This is a genomic window from Rhizobium sp. KNZ2-6A (genome assembly GCF_056755475.1).
The window spans coordinates 14821-30520 of record NZ_JBNDIC010000060.1; the positions used below are offsets into that span (position 1 = coordinate 14821).

Annotated in this window: 13 protein-coding genes and 4 pseudogenes; 7 read left to right on the forward strand and 10 right to left on the reverse strand. The window is 58.7% G+C overall.

What is annotated here, in order from left to right; translation table 11 throughout:
* Positions 1-289 precede the first annotated feature (289 nt).
* On the forward strand, positions 290-568 hold the full coding sequence (locus ACPYOP_RS28485) for an HU family DNA-binding protein (RefSeq protein ID WP_481413614.1): 279 nt from the start codon (positions 290-292) through the stop codon (positions 566-568).
* Between the two features lie 63 nt (positions 569-631).
* On the opposite strand, the gene ACPYOP_RS28490 is transcribed toward ACPYOP_RS28485, so the two are convergent.
* The 8 genes and pseudogenes from ACPYOP_RS28490 to ACPYOP_RS28525 all read right to left on the reverse strand — a co-directional run.
* Positions 632-964: a hypothetical protein gene (locus ACPYOP_RS28490; RefSeq protein ID WP_481413615.1), complete on the reverse strand. Its 333-nt coding sequence runs from the start codon at positions 962-964 to the stop codon at positions 632-634.
* A gap of 55 nt (positions 965-1019) precedes the next feature.
* Entirely contained in the window at positions 1020-1343 is a 324-nt protein-coding gene (locus ACPYOP_RS28495) for a DUF736 domain-containing protein (RefSeq protein WP_034499714.1), read from the reverse strand.
* Positions 1344-1928: 585 nt separating this feature from the next.
* Complete coding sequence (locus tag ACPYOP_RS28500; protein WP_481413616.1) at positions 1929-2348, reverse strand: hypothetical protein; 420 nt, start codon at positions 2346-2348, stop codon at positions 1929-1931.
* The gene (locus ACPYOP_RS28505; RefSeq protein ID WP_481413617.1) at positions 2338-2598 is read right to left on the reverse strand and encodes a type II toxin-antitoxin system Phd/YefM family antitoxin; all 261 of its coding nucleotides are present in this window, start codon (positions 2596-2598) and stop codon (positions 2338-2340) included. Before ACPYOP_RS28505 ends, ACPYOP_RS28500 begins: the two co-directional genes overlap by 11 nt.
* Before the next feature lie 83 nt (positions 2599-2681).
* Positions 2682-3623 (reverse strand): DUF2493 domain-containing protein, encoded by a 942-nt coding sequence (locus ACPYOP_RS28510; protein WP_481413618.1) that lies wholly within the window; start codon positions 3621-3623, stop codon positions 2682-2684.
* Positions 3624-3999: 376 nt separating this feature from the next.
* Positions 4000-5049 carry a DUF7146 domain-containing protein gene (locus tag ACPYOP_RS28515; protein WP_481413619.1) on the reverse strand — a complete coding sequence of 350 codons (1050 nt, stop codon included), beginning with the start codon at positions 5047-5049 and terminating at the stop codon, positions 4000-4002.
* 12 nt (positions 5050-5061) lie between these two features.
* Positions 5062-5556, reverse strand: a pseudogene (locus ACPYOP_RS28520) (methylase); the annotation flags it as partial.
* Positions 5557-5752: 196 nt separating this feature from the next.
* Positions 5753-6271: pseudogene (locus tag ACPYOP_RS28525) on the reverse strand (restriction endonuclease); the annotation flags it as partial.
* Between the two features lie 59 nt (positions 6272-6330).
* On the opposite strand from ACPYOP_RS28525, the gene ACPYOP_RS28530 reads away from it, so the two are divergent.
* From ACPYOP_RS28530 to ACPYOP_RS28550, 5 genes are all read left to right on the forward strand, one after another.
* On the forward strand, positions 6331-7410 hold the full coding sequence (locus tag ACPYOP_RS28530) for a hypothetical protein (protein ID WP_481413620.1): 1080 nt from the start codon (positions 6331-6333) through the stop codon (positions 7408-7410).
* A 97-nt stretch (positions 7411-7507) separates the two neighbouring features.
* A complete protein-coding gene (locus tag ACPYOP_RS28535; protein WP_481413621.1) occupies positions 7508-9118 on the forward strand; it encodes an N-6 DNA methylase in 1611 nt (536 codons plus the stop codon).
* Complete coding sequence (locus ACPYOP_RS28540; RefSeq protein WP_481413622.1) at positions 9111-11315, forward strand: ATP-binding protein; 2205 nt, start codon at positions 9111-9113, stop codon at positions 11313-11315. Before ACPYOP_RS28535 ends, ACPYOP_RS28540 begins: the two co-directional genes overlap by 8 nt.
* Positions 11308-12426, forward strand: a complete 1119-nt coding sequence (locus tag ACPYOP_RS28545) for a hypothetical protein (protein WP_481413623.1) — start codon at positions 11308-11310, stop codon at positions 12424-12426. Before ACPYOP_RS28540 ends, ACPYOP_RS28545 begins: the two co-directional genes overlap by 8 nt.
* A 2-nt stretch (positions 12427-12428) precedes the next feature.
* A complete protein-coding gene (locus tag ACPYOP_RS28550; protein ID WP_481413624.1) occupies positions 12429-13154 on the forward strand; it encodes a hypothetical protein in 726 nt (241 codons plus the stop codon).
* Between the two features lie 25 nt (positions 13155-13179).
* Here the strand turns inward: ACPYOP_RS28550 and ACPYOP_RS28555 are convergent.
* Together ACPYOP_RS28555 and ACPYOP_RS28560 are read right to left on the reverse strand one after the other, a co-directional pair.
* Positions 13180-13329 (reverse strand): annotated as a pseudogene (locus ACPYOP_RS28555) (helix-turn-helix domain-containing protein); the annotation flags it as partial.
* A gap of 28 nt (positions 13330-13357) precedes the next feature.
* Positions 13358-14455 (reverse strand): IS1595 family transposase, encoded by a 1098-nt coding sequence (locus ACPYOP_RS28560; protein ID WP_481413625.1) that lies wholly within the window; start codon positions 14453-14455, stop codon positions 13358-13360.
* 184 nt (positions 14456-14639) lie between these two features.
* Here ACPYOP_RS28560 and ACPYOP_RS28565 point away from each other — a divergent pair.
* Positions 14640-15700: pseudogene (locus tag ACPYOP_RS28565) on the forward strand (hypothetical protein); the annotation flags it as partial.

The window sequence follows — 15700 nt, forward strand, 5'->3', positions numbered from 1 at the left end:
ATTTTGTCGGAGTGCAGGGCACCGGAGCGGAGGCAAAATTGGGGGCACCGCTTGTAATTGAGGCCGTCATGCCCCCGTGGCATCCTCGGACCGACTGAGCAGACATTACCTCTCCGTACCGCACCCGACGCGGAGACGGGCTCGATGCCCGTCTTCGGGTCATCTGACACCCGACCATGTGAATATCTGTGGAGATCCGGGCTTTCCGCGCCATTTGCCGCGGCGTGTCGATGACAGCTCAGGTCGACAGTGGCAGGGATTCTGCATCTAAAACACGCGGAGACAACAAATGACCACCACCAACGAAATCGCCGATAAGATCGCGACCGAGCACAGCCTTACAAAGGCGCAGGGAAAAGCTATCGTCGAGGCGGTGATCGCCTCGATTACCGAAGCTGCTGTAGCCGGCAACGAGACGTCGCTTCCCGGCTTCGGTAAGTTCAAGGTGAAAGCGACACCGGAGCGCGAAGCGCGCAATCCTTCGACCGGTGCGACGATCAAGGTTGCCGCCGCCAAGAAGCTAGCGTTCACGCCGGCAAAGGCTCTCAAGGATGCGCTGAACAAGTAAATCTTGCCAGCCAAGCAAAAAATAGCCCGGCACCGTGCCGGGCTCTTTCGTTTTCGGTGTCCGTCAGCGAGCGGGTGTCCCGTTGATAAGATCCTGTATGATCGGGTCGTTGACGGCGTGATGGGCTTCGCGAGCATGGTCGTCCAGCAGTTTGTGAAGAATGCCGGATGCCAAGGGTATGAAGTCGAAACCGCGTGCGATCGCCGCGGTCCTCAGTTGCGACAGTGTTTCGAACTCCCGGAAATCCGTGCCCAGCCAGAGTTCGAGGTCCTCGCCTCCGGCATCCGGAAATGCCTGTAGGAAGAACGTCTGAAGCGGACGGTCATAGCCAATGGTAGCGTCTGGATCGGCGTAGCAAGATGCGGTCCTGGTGACGGTTATTGTGTAGCGGCTCATGGCGGCCTCCTTTGAAATGTGGCGCCGGCCCCGATTGCGGGGCCGGCGGTGCGGTTCAGGCCGGGCTGTTCCAAAGGATGACCTTCTTGCCGGGCTCGCCGCCGGGTGCCGGGGCGACGTTGCCGAAGATCACGCCGATCTCAGGCGCTTCGAGCTTCGTGGAGATGTATTCCTCGCCGGTCTGGCGGGAGATGCGGTTCCAGCCCGCGCCGATCTCGAAGCCGGTCTTGCGGTGGATGATGCGGTAATCAGGGGCTTCTTCGCTCGCCTTGCTGGCGTTCGGGACGAGGGCGATCGGCGCGTTGACCCGGATGGTGGCGAAGACGCCTTCGAGAGTGCCGTCGGTCTTTTCGGTGAGGGTTGCGATCGTGGTAGCCATGGGATTGTCTCCTTCGTTGCATCGGGACCATTCCCGATGGCGCCCGAAGAAGGGGCCGCGCCGCAGGCGTCACCGAAGCTTTAGCGAAGGGGAACCCCCTTGCGGGGTTGACGCTGAACGCGGCCGGTCCCTTAGAAAGGCGACATAGAGAACGGGAATGGTCCTTGATTGCGACGTCAGCAGGAGACCTCGCCTTGGGTGCCTTTGCGGACCCCATGATGAGTGCCGCGCTCATCGCTTGCGTCGGTGGGCGTTCGGGTCAACGAATGCAGGCCTTCCAGGTGGACGCGGCCCAAGCGATCAGCACCATTTCAGTCCCATCGTCATTATCAGAGATGGCTTCGGTAGGCGCGGCGCCTGAATTGCCGTGCGCTCTGGCGCGACTGCGCCTCGGGTGAAGTGAGATCACAACAGCGGTTTGATTGCGGAGCCTCGCTCCCGCGCCGGTGATGGTCAGGAAAAGGAGACCAGCCGGAAACACCCGGCAGTCGGAGACTTGCCTCGCGAGGCCTGCCTCCGATGTAGATGGCGGCGACGATCCAGCCGCCGGAGATATCCGGATGATGACCGCTTCAGCCTGCCGCCTCAATCGAGGCGGTTGACCCGGCCGGTTCGACCACGCGTCTCGGCAAACAGTCTGGCGATCTTCACCATGAAGGATTTGCTGAAGCGGCCAAGGATGTCCTGATCGGGCTCGATGTACCAGGAGCGTTGGACGATATCATAATTGTACTCGTCGGCCATGATCCAGCACTGCTTCAGATCGCTCAAGCCCGCACGCTTGCGCTCGATTTCGGGGATTTCCAGAGCTATCCGGCCCGCCTGCGGCGGCTGCGTAGTGATGGCGAGAAGCGCCAGATGCGTGTTTCCATCGGAGGCACTTCGGATGGCAATGACGACGCAGACCGGCCGCTGCTTGCGGCCCTCGGTTTCGCCCCGCTGCTGCTGCCAGGCCCAAAGGTAGGGATAGGAGATGACCTTGCCGGGCCGGAATTCATGACTCATCGTCGTAGCCTTCGCCGCGCGCCAGCCGATCGAGAGCCTCGTCGAACAGTGCTGCATGCTCGTTGGGCATGTCAGAGATATGATAGGCACGGCGGGGATCACCACTCGTGCGCATGCGCTCATAGTGCTCGTAGCTCATCAGCACGAAACGCGGCTTCTTATGGCGGGTGAGCATCACCGGCTCGCGGCTCGCCGCGTCGGTGATATCACCGATCTGCTTGTTCAGGTCGCCTGTCGTGAACTGCTTCATGGCTTTGGTCTCCGGTACGGTTTCCCATATAACCCATTTTTCCCATGTTTTCCATATTTTCCATCTTTCGAGGAAAACGGCGCTCACGCGCCGTCTCCTGAAGCTTGCCAGACCGGGATGCCGAGACGACGCGCCTTGTCGGCAAGATTGCCGGTGATGCCGTTTCCGGGAAAGACGATCAATCCAGCGGGCATGACAGAGAGCATGTCGTCGTTGCGCCGGAACGGGGCGGCCTTGGCGTGTTTGGTCCAGTTCGGCTTGAAGGTGATCTGCGTCACCTTGCGGGCTTCGGCCCAGCAGGCAGCGATCCGTTCGGCGCCTTTTGGCGAGCCGCCATGGAGCAGCACCATGTCGGGATGCTTGGCATGAGCCTGATCGAGCTTGGCCCAGATCCGCTCATGATCGTTGTAGTCCATACCGCCGGAGAAGGCGATCTTGGTGCCGGCCGAGATCAGCACCTCGGTTTCGGCGCGGCGTCGAGCGGACAGGAAGTCCCGGCTGTCGATCATCGCCGCCGTCATGTTGGCATGATTGACCTTGGAGCCGGTGCGTGGCCGCCAGGACGAACCCGTTTGCGCCTCAAAGAGGTCGGCCGCGCAGTCTCGCATGAACTCGAAGGCGTTGCGGCGCTCCAGGAGTGTGATGCCTTCCGCGATGAGCCGTTCGAGTTCGACACTTTTCACCTCGGAGCCGTCCTGCTCACCCTGACCGGTGCGCTGCGCTTCCTCATTACGGTCGAGCTCGCGCTGGATGCGCTCGCCGGCGCGATGGAAGAGATTGGGGATCGACCAGAAGAGGTCTTCGAGATCGGGCTCCAGACGGGTGTCACCGAGCATTTCGGCGAAGGCATCGAAAATGGCGGTGATCGACGACTGGACCTGTGGTTCTTCCGGCAATGGCCGCGGATCGGGCTCGTCCTGGAAGGGACGATAGCCGAAGATCTGCATTTCGTAGATGAAGCGGTCGGTCGGGGAGGACGCGTGGTGGGGCTCGAAGGTGTCGGCGGGGTGAAGGATCAGGTCCATGGTGGTCTCCGTCGGTTTGGGCCGCGCCTCTCGCGGCCTGACGGCGGACCCTGTCACGCGGGCCGAGGCCGGAACCGCAAGCGAAGCGAAGCGGCCCAGCGAAGCGCCGGGCGGGGACAAGAGGGTTTGTTGATCCGCGAGGAATGACTGGCCATCGCATCGGCCCGAAAAGTGGGAACCGGTTTTCGGAAGAGCCGATGCGCGAAAATGGCCTGGCAGGGGAAGAAACCCGACTGACCCGCTGAAGGCCCGGAGGCCCGCGTGGTAAGGGTCGCCTCTCGGCAGGCCCGCGGGCGCGCGCCCATCCATGAGAGCAGTGGACCTGCCTTCGCCAGTGCCGTGGCCGGCCCCCTCCCTCAAGCCCTTGCGCCCGACTTCAGGCGGGCAGAAATGCTATCGCGTCTTCCGGGGCGAGTTGCGCCCTGAGGCTTGCGGTCATCTGGTCCGGACCCAGCCAGCGCAGATCCTCGTTGAAGTCGCCGAGCGCGGGCGACAGCACCAGTGGCAGGATCCCGCACTCCTGAGCCCGTCTGCTCAATCCCTCGATCCCGTGTCGGCCGGCCGCATCCGCGTCGGCGGCGATATAGAGGCGCTGGCATCCTGGCGGGAAGTTGAAGGCCGCAAGGTGAGTGGCCGTCAAAGCGGCGACCATCGGCATGCCGGGCATCACATGCGATAGCGACAGCATGGTTTCGAGGCCCTCGCCTGCCGCCATGACCGGCACAGGTGCATTGACAGGAAAGCAGAAACGGACGCCATTCCCGAGGAGCCTGCCAAGCGCGCGGCGGGGATCGTCTACCCTGGCCTTGTTGACGCGGTCCGGGTGGGGGCTTGATGACAAATAGGTGCGGTGGACGCCGGCGATTGCTCCGGCCGCATCGGTGACGGCTGCGATTAGCGCCGGATAGCTGGTCGTCCGGTCGGTGACGAGATCGCGATAATAACAGGACGAGTGGAAACGCAGCGCAGCATGGGTGGATGCCCGCAAAATACCGCGCTCCCGCAAATAGGTGTCGGCCAATGTGCCCGCCAGTGGCTGCGTCATCCGAAACAGACGGCGCGCCCGCTCCGACGCCGGCCGCTCGACCGCCGCAGGATTTTGGGCGTGCCTCCTCGGAGACGACACCGGATCAGGCCGAGGCAGGAGGAGGAAGTGCCGGGCCTCCTCCGCGACATCGCGGAAGTCGACGAGGCCGCAGGTCTCGCGGACGAGATCGAGCAGATCGCCGAATTGGCCGGTCGCCGCATCGGTCCATCGGCCGGCGCGCGGGCCGGTCAGATGCACGTAGAGAGACCGGCCCTTGCTGTTGGCGACATCGCCGACAAGCCAGTAGTTGCCGGCACGGCGGCCGGCGGAGAGATAGTGGCGGCAGACCGCCTCCGCGTCTTGCGCGAGACGGTCCGCCAGGTCGGCGGCGGAGAGCATGGCAAACCTCCGTCACGACCGGCGCGCAATGTCGATGAGGCGATGACGTTGCAGCAGCTTCGACAGGATCACCGCACCCTCGTCTGTGACAGGCACGAAGAAACGCAGCTTCCAATTGATCATCTCGGAGAACAGGCCGATCGACCGCAACCAATCGCGCATCCCGTCGGTGAAGCCGATGAGCTCGACGCGGTAGTCGTTCATCACCCGCACCCGCCGCAGCGTCATGCCGCCGGCGAGCCCGACGATCGAGGATCCGTCGGCCAGCGATGCCCAGGCCTGGTCCGGCGTGATCACCATGGTCTGGTCGATCCCGAAGTTGCGGCAAAGCCCGGCCAGCCGATCCGGAGCGATGACACGGCCGACGATCCGTTCGCCGTCATCTGTCTGCAGACGCCGCACGCGGCAAAAGTCCTGCGGCAGGAGTTTCCAGATGGGCAGCAACAAACCGCTGACGATATGCATCGTCGACGTCGAAAATTCCGGCACGGCGGCAGATTCGCTCTCCACTTATCCAGCTGTCGTCGACATGGTACGCCTCGATCACGGTTTGTATCTTCTTGTAAATCGCCGGAGGGACTAAAATTCTCAGCGATTCCAACGCCTGCGGCAGGGTGCTTAAGCGTTGGTAGGCGGTATAGCTTGCGGGCAAGAAACGCTTTACGAGGCCGACGTTCGCATCCCTGAGCAGAAGTTGTTCCAATTCATGTCGATCCCAGACCTTGGTCTCAACCGAACCTTGCTCGTTTAATGTATCAAGCATAGATTTGAGGCCGGTGCTTACCGTCGTGGTCGTTACAAGAAGAAAACCATCTGCTTTGTGTTGGACAATTTTGTCCGATACAGAGCCGACGTCCGCCTCAGATACTGATCTCCCTGACTGTGCAAAATCCTTACAGCTAACGAGCCATCGCAAGCTCCGCGAGCCGACCGAGCCCTTTCGGCTTTCGGTGAAAAACAAATCTCGCCCCTGATCTGCTCCACGACCGGACCACTCGGGATTAAGACCGAGCAGCTTTCCAAGCTCTCGAACAAGAGCTTCGAGATCCTCTCCGGCTGGCGAACTGGACTTGGAAGTAGAAAGCTCTTTAAAATCTAAAATGGGCATCAGATCTTCCAGTGATTGTGTCACACTGCCCGTGATCCTTTCTTTCAGACGTGGAACATGCAAGCGTCTCATGTGGCCGTAAGGTTGCCACTCGGCAGATATCCACGGCCGCATTTCGCGTTTCCTCGAATTGAGGTAGATGTAGCCATTTACAACCGTCCAGATTGCCAGCCATGGATGATCCAATTCCTGCAACAAAACCGAAATCGTCACCTGTGCCGTCAGATTTCACCGACAGCCTGCCTCCTGATCGATTGTTGCTCTACGGCCTGCTCTGGCACATTGAAATCTGGATGAGGGAAATGGCTTACGTTGAGCTATCTGCTCGGTATGGCGCGACTTGGCCGACTTACATCCAGGGAAACGAAGCTAGGGCAAAGGCCAGCGACAGCCGGTTAACCCATATGCCGACGAGAGAGAAATCGAAGCTAAGCTACATCCTTTTCTCAAATTTGCAGCGAACGATTAGCAAACATTGGCGGCTTTTTAACGAGTATCTTCCCCCGAAAGACATTTGGAAGGCAAGATTGAGCGAGGTCGATCAGATCAGAAACAGGGTCGCCCATTTCCGAAACGGGCATGAGGGGGATCTTCACCGTGTTGGCCAATTGGTGAACGATGTGGACACCGGATTCTGGCACTTTTGCACGTCTTATAACAACCCGATTCCCATCCTTGATCCTACCAAGGATCCGGTCGCGAAGCGCTTTGCTCCTCTTGATCCTTTTCCCTGGGCCGAAGTTGAGCCGAACACGTTCGCGCGGATCGGGCACGCGCCCCGCGATCTCTCCATGGCCGTGACCGTTGGCGTGTTACGGAGGCCGTGGCTGCGCGCTCAACAGCCCCAATCGATAATGGGACGACCCGGCTTTCTGTATGATGTAAGTCTAGTGGCCCGAAACAGTAGGATATTTGACTATCCCGCTTTTCTTCGTTCGACGCGCCGCTTGCACATGCATGTCTGCCACATATGCCTTGATGCGACCCGCAGCACAATCCGTCTCACAATACCGAGCGTCCCGGGTAAGACGGTCGTACTGCCTCTCCTGGAAGAACTGGTCGAAACAGCTCAGCGCTGCCTCCGCCCTGATGTCAGTCATCGGGACTTTGCGAATTTTGACGCCAAGGTGTCGGCAAGTCGTTTAGCAGTCGACAAGATTGCGCTCGAGTGGCCGGAGTATGTCCTCGGACCAACGAATCCTCTCACGTTTCTTGACCCGTCAATGCCATGCAAATTCTTCCCGCAGGTGTGATTAGGTCCGGTCTAGGACTTGGCGGCGATCACCATCTATTCTATCACACGTAGGGCGCGCCGGTCTGACAAGGCTGGGATTGGCAAAACGAGTGGGTATGCCGGCTCGCCGCGAAGTGGATGGGGTGAAAATGGGGATCCAGGAACTGACAGGTCGCAAGCTTCTGGGTCAGTTTTTTACCCCCGCTTTCGAAGCGAACTCTATAGTCTCCTGGGCAGTCCGGACCGGACATGAGCGCATCCTCGAGCCCAGCGTCGGGGAAGGTGCCCTCCTCTTTCCTGCACTGGCCCATGCACGAACGCTGGATCTCGCTCCTGAGATCCGCGCGCTAGCATGTGATGTGGACAAAAGTGTTATCGACGGGCTTAGAGCAACGGTCGGCCCTGAAGTCGATTTGATCCATGGGGACTTCTTCGAGCTTGACCCAGAGACGACTGCTCCGGTTGACGTTATCTTAGCAAATCCTCCGTTTACCCGAAACCACCAGCTCCCTCCCGAAGTTCGAGCTCGGCTGAAAAAGCGGTACCCAGTTAAAGGAGCGGCGGGCCTCTGGGTATATTTCGCCTTGCATGCACGTAAGTTCCTGCGGTCAGGTGGTCGGATGGCCTTCCTCGTGCCTGCCGCCGCGAGCTTTAGTCGGTATGGCGAAGATCTTCTGCTCCAACTGAAAGACGAATTTCGGGAACTCTCTCTGCAAGAACTCCCGAAAAAACCTTCGTGGATTGGATCGGCGGATGAAAGGGGTGTGCTGGTTTTGGCGGATGGCTATCAGGCCGGACCAGCGCCGGCGATAACTCGTGGTGTTTGGCGCTACGATGGGGTGGCGCGCGGGGGACTGAGCAGAGCCTACGCCAAGACTCCGGCATTTGAAGCGCTGAAGAAGGCGTCTCGACCTCTAGGGGAGATCGCCGACCTCGCTATTGGCCTCGTGACGGGGAGGAACGCAGTATTTCTGCTAAACCAGCAAGATGTTGCAAGGTATCGGATTGATCAGCACGACCTCACTCCTGTTATCACACGCGCCAAGCATGTCCGCGGAATTGTGGTTGATAAGGCCGATCTCTGCGGCCTCGGTCACGACGGGGAGAAAACGTGGATGCTCACACCCCGGGAATTAGGTGAACGCGGTAGCGGTGTTCGTTCGAGATTGGCGTTGATTGATGCAAGGGCAAGGCGGGAAACACTTTGGCTCAATAAGAGGTCACCTTGGTGGATGGTCGGCAAGACTGGACGATGTGATGCCGTTTTCACCTATATGAATGATAAGGGACCCCGCTTAGCCTTGGTTGAGGACGGTATTTTCTGCACAAACACCCTACATCAGGTCACCTTCAAGCAGGCAACCAGGGAATGCGACCGGCTATCGGCAGTCGTTTCGATTCTGTCGACATTCGGTCAGTTGTGCGCGGAAGGGATTGGCAGAGGATATGGCGGCGGACTGCTGAAGTTCGAATTGCAGGAGGCGCGATTGATGCCCATCCTTATGCATGCTGACGGTGTGACTTCCGAGGCGATTTTCGATATCGACAAGAAACTTCGCTGCGGTCAGATGGACGACGCCCGGCGCCTCGCCGACGCAGCGGTACTTCCGGCAATCCTTGGGGCCGAATGGCGGGCAGCCGCGCGTGAGCTCGAGGAAATGCTTGAATACGTCCGAGGCGCAAGACGGCGCGGAGAAGCCCGCCAATTCGAGTATGGCCATGACTGAGAATGTCACTTTTCATGCCGATGCGGCAATCATAAACCGGCTTGGACGCGAGCTTGTCGCGAAGCAGGAAACAGCCCTGGTAGAGTTGGTGAAGAATGCCTACGACGCCGATGCTACCTCTGTTGTCGTCTCATTCGAAGGCCGCGGAGGTCCAGGCACCGTTCTATCGATCCAAGACAATGGCATCGGTATGTCGCGAGATGATATTGTGAATGGCTTTCTGCGGCTCGCTTCGGATCTAAAGGTCCTCGAGCCCAAGTCCCCATTATATGAGCGCACTAGGGCCGGTCGAAAAGGGATCGGAAGGTTTTCGGCGCAGCGCCTTGGCGATCGGCTTGTTCTAACCACACAAGTCGAGGGTCAACCGTCGGCGTGGCAACTCATCGCTGACTGGAGCCAATTTACATCCGGCAAACGTCTCGATGACATATTCGTTACTCTCCAAGAGTTACCTGCCACTGCGCCAGGGACAACGTTGAGAATCGAAGGGCTGCACGACGATTGGACGCCCGGCCAGATTCGAAGCTGCTGGCGCAGCGTGCTCGCCTTGCAGCAGCCCTTTCCGGTTAAACCTGTAAAGGACTCAGCGATCGATCCGGGATTTTCAGTCGAGTTTCGTGACGGAGGCGGCCTTTTCCAGGACGAAACGGTTGTGGCCAACATGCAGACCGAGATCCTTGATCATTTACCCGTTGTAATAGAGATGAGGGTGGATCATGAAGGCAAGGCTTCATGGAGGATAACAAAAAACGCCTTCGGGGAATTGCGTGCATGGCGACCGATCCATCACGATGCTCGCGACAACTCCGATCCGCCAGCTTATTCGTCGCTTCGTGATGTAGCGATGAAAGCCTACCATGTGATTCTTGAGCCAAGCCTGCTTCCGAGTGTGGTCTTCACGCGCGTCAGAGATATCCTTTCTCGTGAGGGAGGTATCAGGCTTTACAGAAACGGTTTCAGGGTTACGCCCTACGGCGAGCGCGATGACGATTGGCTTGGGCTTGACGAAATCTACAGTCGCCGAAACTACCTCGCAAACCTTGCAAATCGACATTTTTTTGGCGTTGTCGAAGTTTCGGATCCAGAGGGTGTTTCTTTTGAAGAGCACACTTCAAGAGAAGGATTGATCGAAACTCCTGCGTTTCGTGAACTCCGAGATCTCACATCATCGGTCCTGATCACTGCTGCCACCGAAATTCATGCTGACCGCGGCCGCAAAACCAAGACCAACGCTCCCTCGCCGAGGCCAGAAGTAACAACAGCACTTTCCGAAGCGCGAGCGGCGATGCGTGCGGCACGCGAGGCGGCCGAGGTAATTGCAAACTCTTCACCCGATCCCGCACCTGCAAAGCTCCTGGTGGAAAGTGCCGCAGCGGCTGAGAAGATATTCGAGCAGCAAGAGATTATCATAGCGACAGAGCAACGCCGCGTTGCCGATGAGATCGCGATGATGAGGCTTCTCTCCTCTCTAGGTATGACAACCGCCGAGTTTAGCCACGAGACGGGAATGGCATTCGAAGCCTTCAGGTTGGACCTTGAGCGCGTGTTCGACGTGGCGATCGCAGCAATGCAGGACGACGATAAGTTCCTTGCGTTGGCATCGCGGGCACGAGAAGCTTTGGTTCGTCTGGACACTTTGACAGGCTATCTAAACGCTACGGTTGCCAGCCGAGCCCTTCGCGAAATTCATCCTGTAAGCCTAAGCAAGGCGGTTGAGGACTTCGCGCGTGGTATACGGGCACACGCGGAAACCCAGTCCACGACGATCGAAATAGCAACGCCGCCGTTGGATCCCCTGTATACGGTCCCTATGCACGAGGCGGAGCTCGCATCGGTTCTTCTAAATTTTCATACCAACGCATTAAAGGCGATGAAGCGCACCAGCAACGAACGGAAGATACTCGTTGCGGCGGATCGAGACGCAGAGGACCAGCAGGTTCGACTACGGTTCTGTGACACCGGGGACGGCATTCCTGTTGAGATGCGGGAGCGGATATTTGAGGCGTTCGTGACGCGACAGAGCGCGCCAACTTCGAGCGCATCTGACAATGAACACGCTCAGGGCACTGGGCTAGGTCTCTGGATAGTGGAACAAATCGCGACCAATGCCGGTGGCAGCGTGGCGGTCGTCGATCCACCTGAAGGGTATTCAACGTGCTTTGAGCTCCTACTGCCTGAGGAGAACGACGATGGTTGATAGAGACCAGGTCGAAGGAAAGTGGCTTTTTGTCGACGATGAGGAAGCGAGTGCTGCCTCGTACCGGGATGCGTTTGCGCTGGCATCTGAGCCACTTGAAATCGTTGTCGCTCGGCCGTCGGCCGGCCGCGAACTGCTCTTGACGGGCGCGCATCCAAAGGGCGTTTTAATGGACGTCGAGCTGTCTGGGGAGGCTGGTGAGCACGGTACTGGCCTAGGCTTGGCACAAGACATACGGGCTTTGCAAAAAGCCAACGGGATACCGGAATATCCGGTTATTCGGTTTGCCAATACACAGCCTATACAGAGGAATGTTTCAGGAGATCCGGCTAGCGACGACCTTTTCGACGACAAGATAAACAAGGCTGAGGTCGGGGAGCGCCGTGACGAATTCGCTCGTAGGATTGTTGGCGTACGAACGGTCTATGAAGGCCTGCTAGCGTTTGATAAGGGTAAACTCGATTTCAAGCAGCTCTTCAATGTTGACGATCAGGGCATCGAGGAATGGCTTCACTCCAGTTTGCTCGCTCGATTAGAGGATGGACATGCGCACGCTACGCACGTGGCTGCTGGGGCGTTCATCCGCTCATTTCTGGGGCCACCTGGCCTCCTTATTAATCAAAACCTGCTGACAACGCGGTTAGGTATTGATCCGGATAGTGCTAAGAAAAACTGGGATATTATCGCCTCGTTTACTAACGGATTCGCTTATACAGGTTTGGGGTATGGGTTTTCGCCGCGCTGGTGGGCACGCGGCCTTGAGGTCGCGTGGATGTCGTTGAAGAGTGCAGCGAGTCCTCTAGCATCGACTCCCTCAGAAGAACGTGCCGCAGTTCTTTCGAAAGAATTGGGTGTCGAACTGACGGCTCTTAAGATGCCTCCTATGAGCCCCGGTGATCGTCCATGGCGGTGGTGTCAACTGAGTAGCGAGCAAAATCCGCCTGAGTTTATGCCGGTCGATCCGAAATACGGTGTGCGCATCACGCCACGGGCAGACCTCGCATCATGGGTGGATCCCCTTTATGCGTCCATTGGGGTTGCGCTCCGAAACAAGGACGATCGACGGTTAAACCGGCGTGATCTCGATCGGTTGGCGGCGGAGCTACGATAACCGTGCTGGATTCGATTATCGAAGATTTCATCGAGCTTCAAAATCCACTTCGCCGAGTTCCTGAAACAGAGATGATCGCGGACGCAATCGCTGTTCTTGATGGCTCTTTTCGGGCCGCCTCTCGCAACGGAAAAATGCTTGCGGGTATCGTGCCGATGATCCCTCCCCGGCAAGGTATTCACCCTCCCAATACCAAGTTGATCGACGCGAGTGTCTCGTTTCGCTTTGGAAGCTCGATCACGAAAGACAGCAAGATCGAGGACGTGTTTTCCGAGATACAGGTTTGCGTTCGCGGTAAACTGCAAATCGATGGTGGCGTTGCGGTATTGGAGGATCACTGGAGAATTGATACTCAGGCCAAAGAAGGTGGCAATCCCCCGAAGGAATCGCACCCTCTGTTTCATTTTCAAAGAGGGGGACATGCCCAAGACGATTTTGCCGGAGTCCCCGGATTTGCCCCGGGACCTGACTTAAAACACACCGGTCTCGAATGGAGGGGGTTGATGCAGAACCCTGGCCCAAGAATACCAGTCGTCCCGATGTGCCCCTCCGCAGCGATTAATTTTGCCCTGGCTCAGCATGATGGAGTCGTTTGGCGGAAGCTTATGAACGATCCCGACTACTCCAACCTCATCGAGCGCTGTCAAAACCGCCTGTGGGCAATGTATGCCGCCGCGCTGCTGGATGAGAAGCGGAGACGAATGTTGCTGGGACTTTTCATTCACTAGCGAAAATGCAAGATTTGCCTACAATCTACAGCACCCCCCATGCCCGAAACCTCCCCCTCCCCGTCATCTCTCTGAGGCCCAGTTCCAAAACAATCCGCCGCGCCGCCTGCGGCGTGACGCCGAGCGTCTTCACCACCATCCCGGCCGACACCAGCGGTTTTGGGGCCAGAACAAGAGCAGTCCGAAATCGTACGAGGCTTTTATCAACCAAAGACAGCCACGGCAGATTTGATGGTGATGCCTCCGCTATGACTACGGCGCATTTGGCGGCCGGTAGCAGCGCGGAAGACCTGCTGCAATTGCAGTGCGGGAGGTACCCTTGACCAAAGGGTTTTCGTGCTTTCCTTGCCGCTTCGGCTTTTCCGCACTGCTTGGCCGGTAACAACGCGCTGGGACCAGCGGAAACCGATTTCATGGAAATACAGGTCGGCAAGTTCCGGGCTGATGTGATGAAAGACGCCTGCAATGGTTCGCCGGACCCGGGCATTGAACCCCTCGGCTGAATTGACGTGGACGGCATCGCGGACATATTCGCGGCTGGAGTGGTTGACCGTCTCGTGTACGGCAAAGCTTTCACCTATGGCCACAAATGCCTTTGCTTCGTCGCTCATCAAATGCGCTCGAAGTTCAACTTGTGTTGCAACTGCTCGTACAGCAGCACGCAATGAAAGGCCGGTAACGACAGCGGCACGGGCATCGCCCGCACTTGAACCTGGGGTGAGGTCTGCCGGTCGCTGCACAATCGCCATGACCGGCGTCTTCTCCGTCTTTACCTGCCCCTTGCGGCCTCTTCCAGGAGGCGGATCATCGGGATGCTTTCTGGGTCTGCCGCCGAGATAGAAATGGTCGACTTCCACCGTGCCGTCGAGCATGTGCTCGCGCGCCACCATGAGCCGCAGCGCATGACCGATCCGCCAGGCGGTCGGTTGGCTAACGCCAAGGGTCTCGGCGAGACGGACCGAGGATAGGCCTTTATCCGACTGCAATAACAGCCACATTGCTTTGAGCCAGGTGCGCAATGGAAGCTTCGTGGCATGCAAGGGTGTATGTGTTGTCACGGTGAACTGGAAGCGGCAATTACCGCTGGAGCATTGGTAGAGGCCTGGCCGTGCGCGGCGCTTGCCCATGTCGCGGCCAGCTATCGCGGTCGAACGCTTGTAACCACAGGCAGGGCAAATTCTGCCATCTCGCCATACCATGCCTTCCAGCAAGCGACGGCATTGTTCCTCGTCTTGGAACGCAGCGACCATGTCGTCCACTGTTCGAATATTAGAAAGTGTCGCAAACATCGTTTCGGACATCATGATCTCCATCGGGATTGATCGAAGAATCTCATGGAAGAACCTCGATTACAAGGACTTCACTGTCTTTGGTTGATAAAAGCCGCGTACGATTTCGGACTGCTCTTGTTCTGACCCCATAGCGTCATCGGTGGAACGTCCACTGCGAGCGGAACGTCCGCCGCGAGTGGAACGTCCACAGCGGGTGGAACGCCCACAGCGTGTGGAGCAGCCGCCGCATGCAGAGCCGGCGCTTGCCGAGGGATCGACGCGGCTTTACCGGGCGGAGCGGCCGAACCAGAGCCTGACGAGCGCACCACTGTTCACGCGCGACCGGGAGGCGGCGGTTGCGCTTGCCGCGCGGTTCGGGGGGCATGTTTCGTATCTGGATGTATCGGCGGCCGAGCTAGCAACGATGAAGCCGTCGCGCACGGATGCGGTCAACCAGGTGGTGGTTCCCGTGGCGCTTGCCGAACGGCGTGTCGTTGCGGAGACCAGGGTTGCGGAAACAAAGGTTGCGGAAACAAGGGCGCAGCGATCGCCGGCGCCGTCATCCAGACAATCGCCGGAGCAGCTTCCCGTACAGGCATGGACGCCGATATTGACGGAGCAGGCGACGGCGCGAATTCTTGCGTTTCGAAGCCGGGCGGAGCAAGCTGTGTCGGGCGCGACCGAGCGGGAGCGCGAGCAGGCGAAACAGGTTGAACGTTCGGCCGCACAGCCGCCGGTCGCCTCGCAAAACGCCGTCATGCGTGAGGATGCGCGCAAGGATGCTCTGGCGGCCGTTCAGCAGTTTGGAGATCTCCATAAACAAGTCCAGGTCTCGCGACAATCGATCCTGCGAGGGGAAGAAACCATGGCAAGTCTTGAGAGCATGCAACGCGGCTTCAACACGATGAATGAAAAGGCGCTGCTGATCGAAGCGGCCCTTCCTCCTGAATATCGGCCGCAGATCGCCGCGATCCGTCAACAAATGCTGGAAACGCAGCGCGACGTGCTCGATGCGCAGCGCAATATCGAGAGCCGGCGCGGCAGCGTCGAAGGTATCGGCGAAGGCGAAGGCCAAGTTCATGTCAAGCCGCGACCCATGAAGATCGAGGGTGACCGGCTCGGTCTTGTGGCGGAGGAGCGCGGCGAGACGATCCGCTACCGGCTGCCGTCCGAAGACGGCAAGCGCGGCCAGGTCGCCTTTGTCGATCACGGCGGCCGGATCGAGATCGTCGCGTGGAGCGATCGTGGCGTGGTTGCGGCGGCGCTCAGGGTTTC

Excerpts from the sequence above, each read along its gene's own strand:
- ACPYOP_RS28485 (WP_481413614.1), top strand. The coding sequence starts at position 290 with ATGACCACCACCAACGAAATCGCCGATAAGATCGCGACCGAGCACAGC.
- ACPYOP_RS28490 (WP_481413615.1), bottom strand. The coding sequence starts at position 964 with ATGAGCCGCTACACAATAACCGTCACCAGGACCGCATCTTGCTACGCC.
- ACPYOP_RS28495 (WP_034499714.1), bottom strand. The coding sequence starts at position 1,343 with ATGGCTACCACGATCGCAACCCTCACCGAAAAGACCGACGGCACTCTC.
- ACPYOP_RS28500 (WP_481413616.1), bottom strand. The coding sequence starts at position 2,348 with ATGAGTCATGAATTCCGGCCCGGCAAGGTCATCTCCTATCCCTACCTT.
- ACPYOP_RS28505 (WP_481413617.1), bottom strand. The coding sequence starts at position 2,598 with ATGAAGCAGTTCACGACAGGCGACCTGAACAAGCAGATCGGTGATATC.
- ACPYOP_RS28510 (WP_481413618.1), bottom strand. The coding sequence starts at position 3,623 with ATGGACCTGATCCTTCACCCCGCCGACACCTTCGAGCCCCACCACGCG.
- ACPYOP_RS28515 (WP_481413619.1), bottom strand. The coding sequence starts at position 5,049 with ATGCTCTCCGCCGCCGACCTGGCGGACCGTCTCGCGCAAGACGCGGAG.
- ACPYOP_RS28530 (WP_481413620.1), top strand. The coding sequence starts at position 6,331 with ATGGATGATCCAATTCCTGCAACAAAACCGAAATCGTCACCTGTGCCG.
- ACPYOP_RS28535 (WP_481413621.1), top strand. The coding sequence starts at position 7,508 with ATGCCGGCTCGCCGCGAAGTGGATGGGGTGAAAATGGGGATCCAGGAA.
- ACPYOP_RS28540 (WP_481413622.1), top strand. The coding sequence starts at position 9,111 with ATGACTGAGAATGTCACTTTTCATGCCGATGCGGCAATCATAAACCGG.
- ACPYOP_RS28545 (WP_481413623.1), top strand. The coding sequence starts at position 11,308 with ATGGTTGATAGAGACCAGGTCGAAGGAAAGTGGCTTTTTGTCGACGAT.
- ACPYOP_RS28560 (WP_481413625.1), bottom strand. The coding sequence starts at position 14,455 with ATGTCCGAAACGATGTTTGCGACACTTTCTAATATTCGAACAGTGGAC.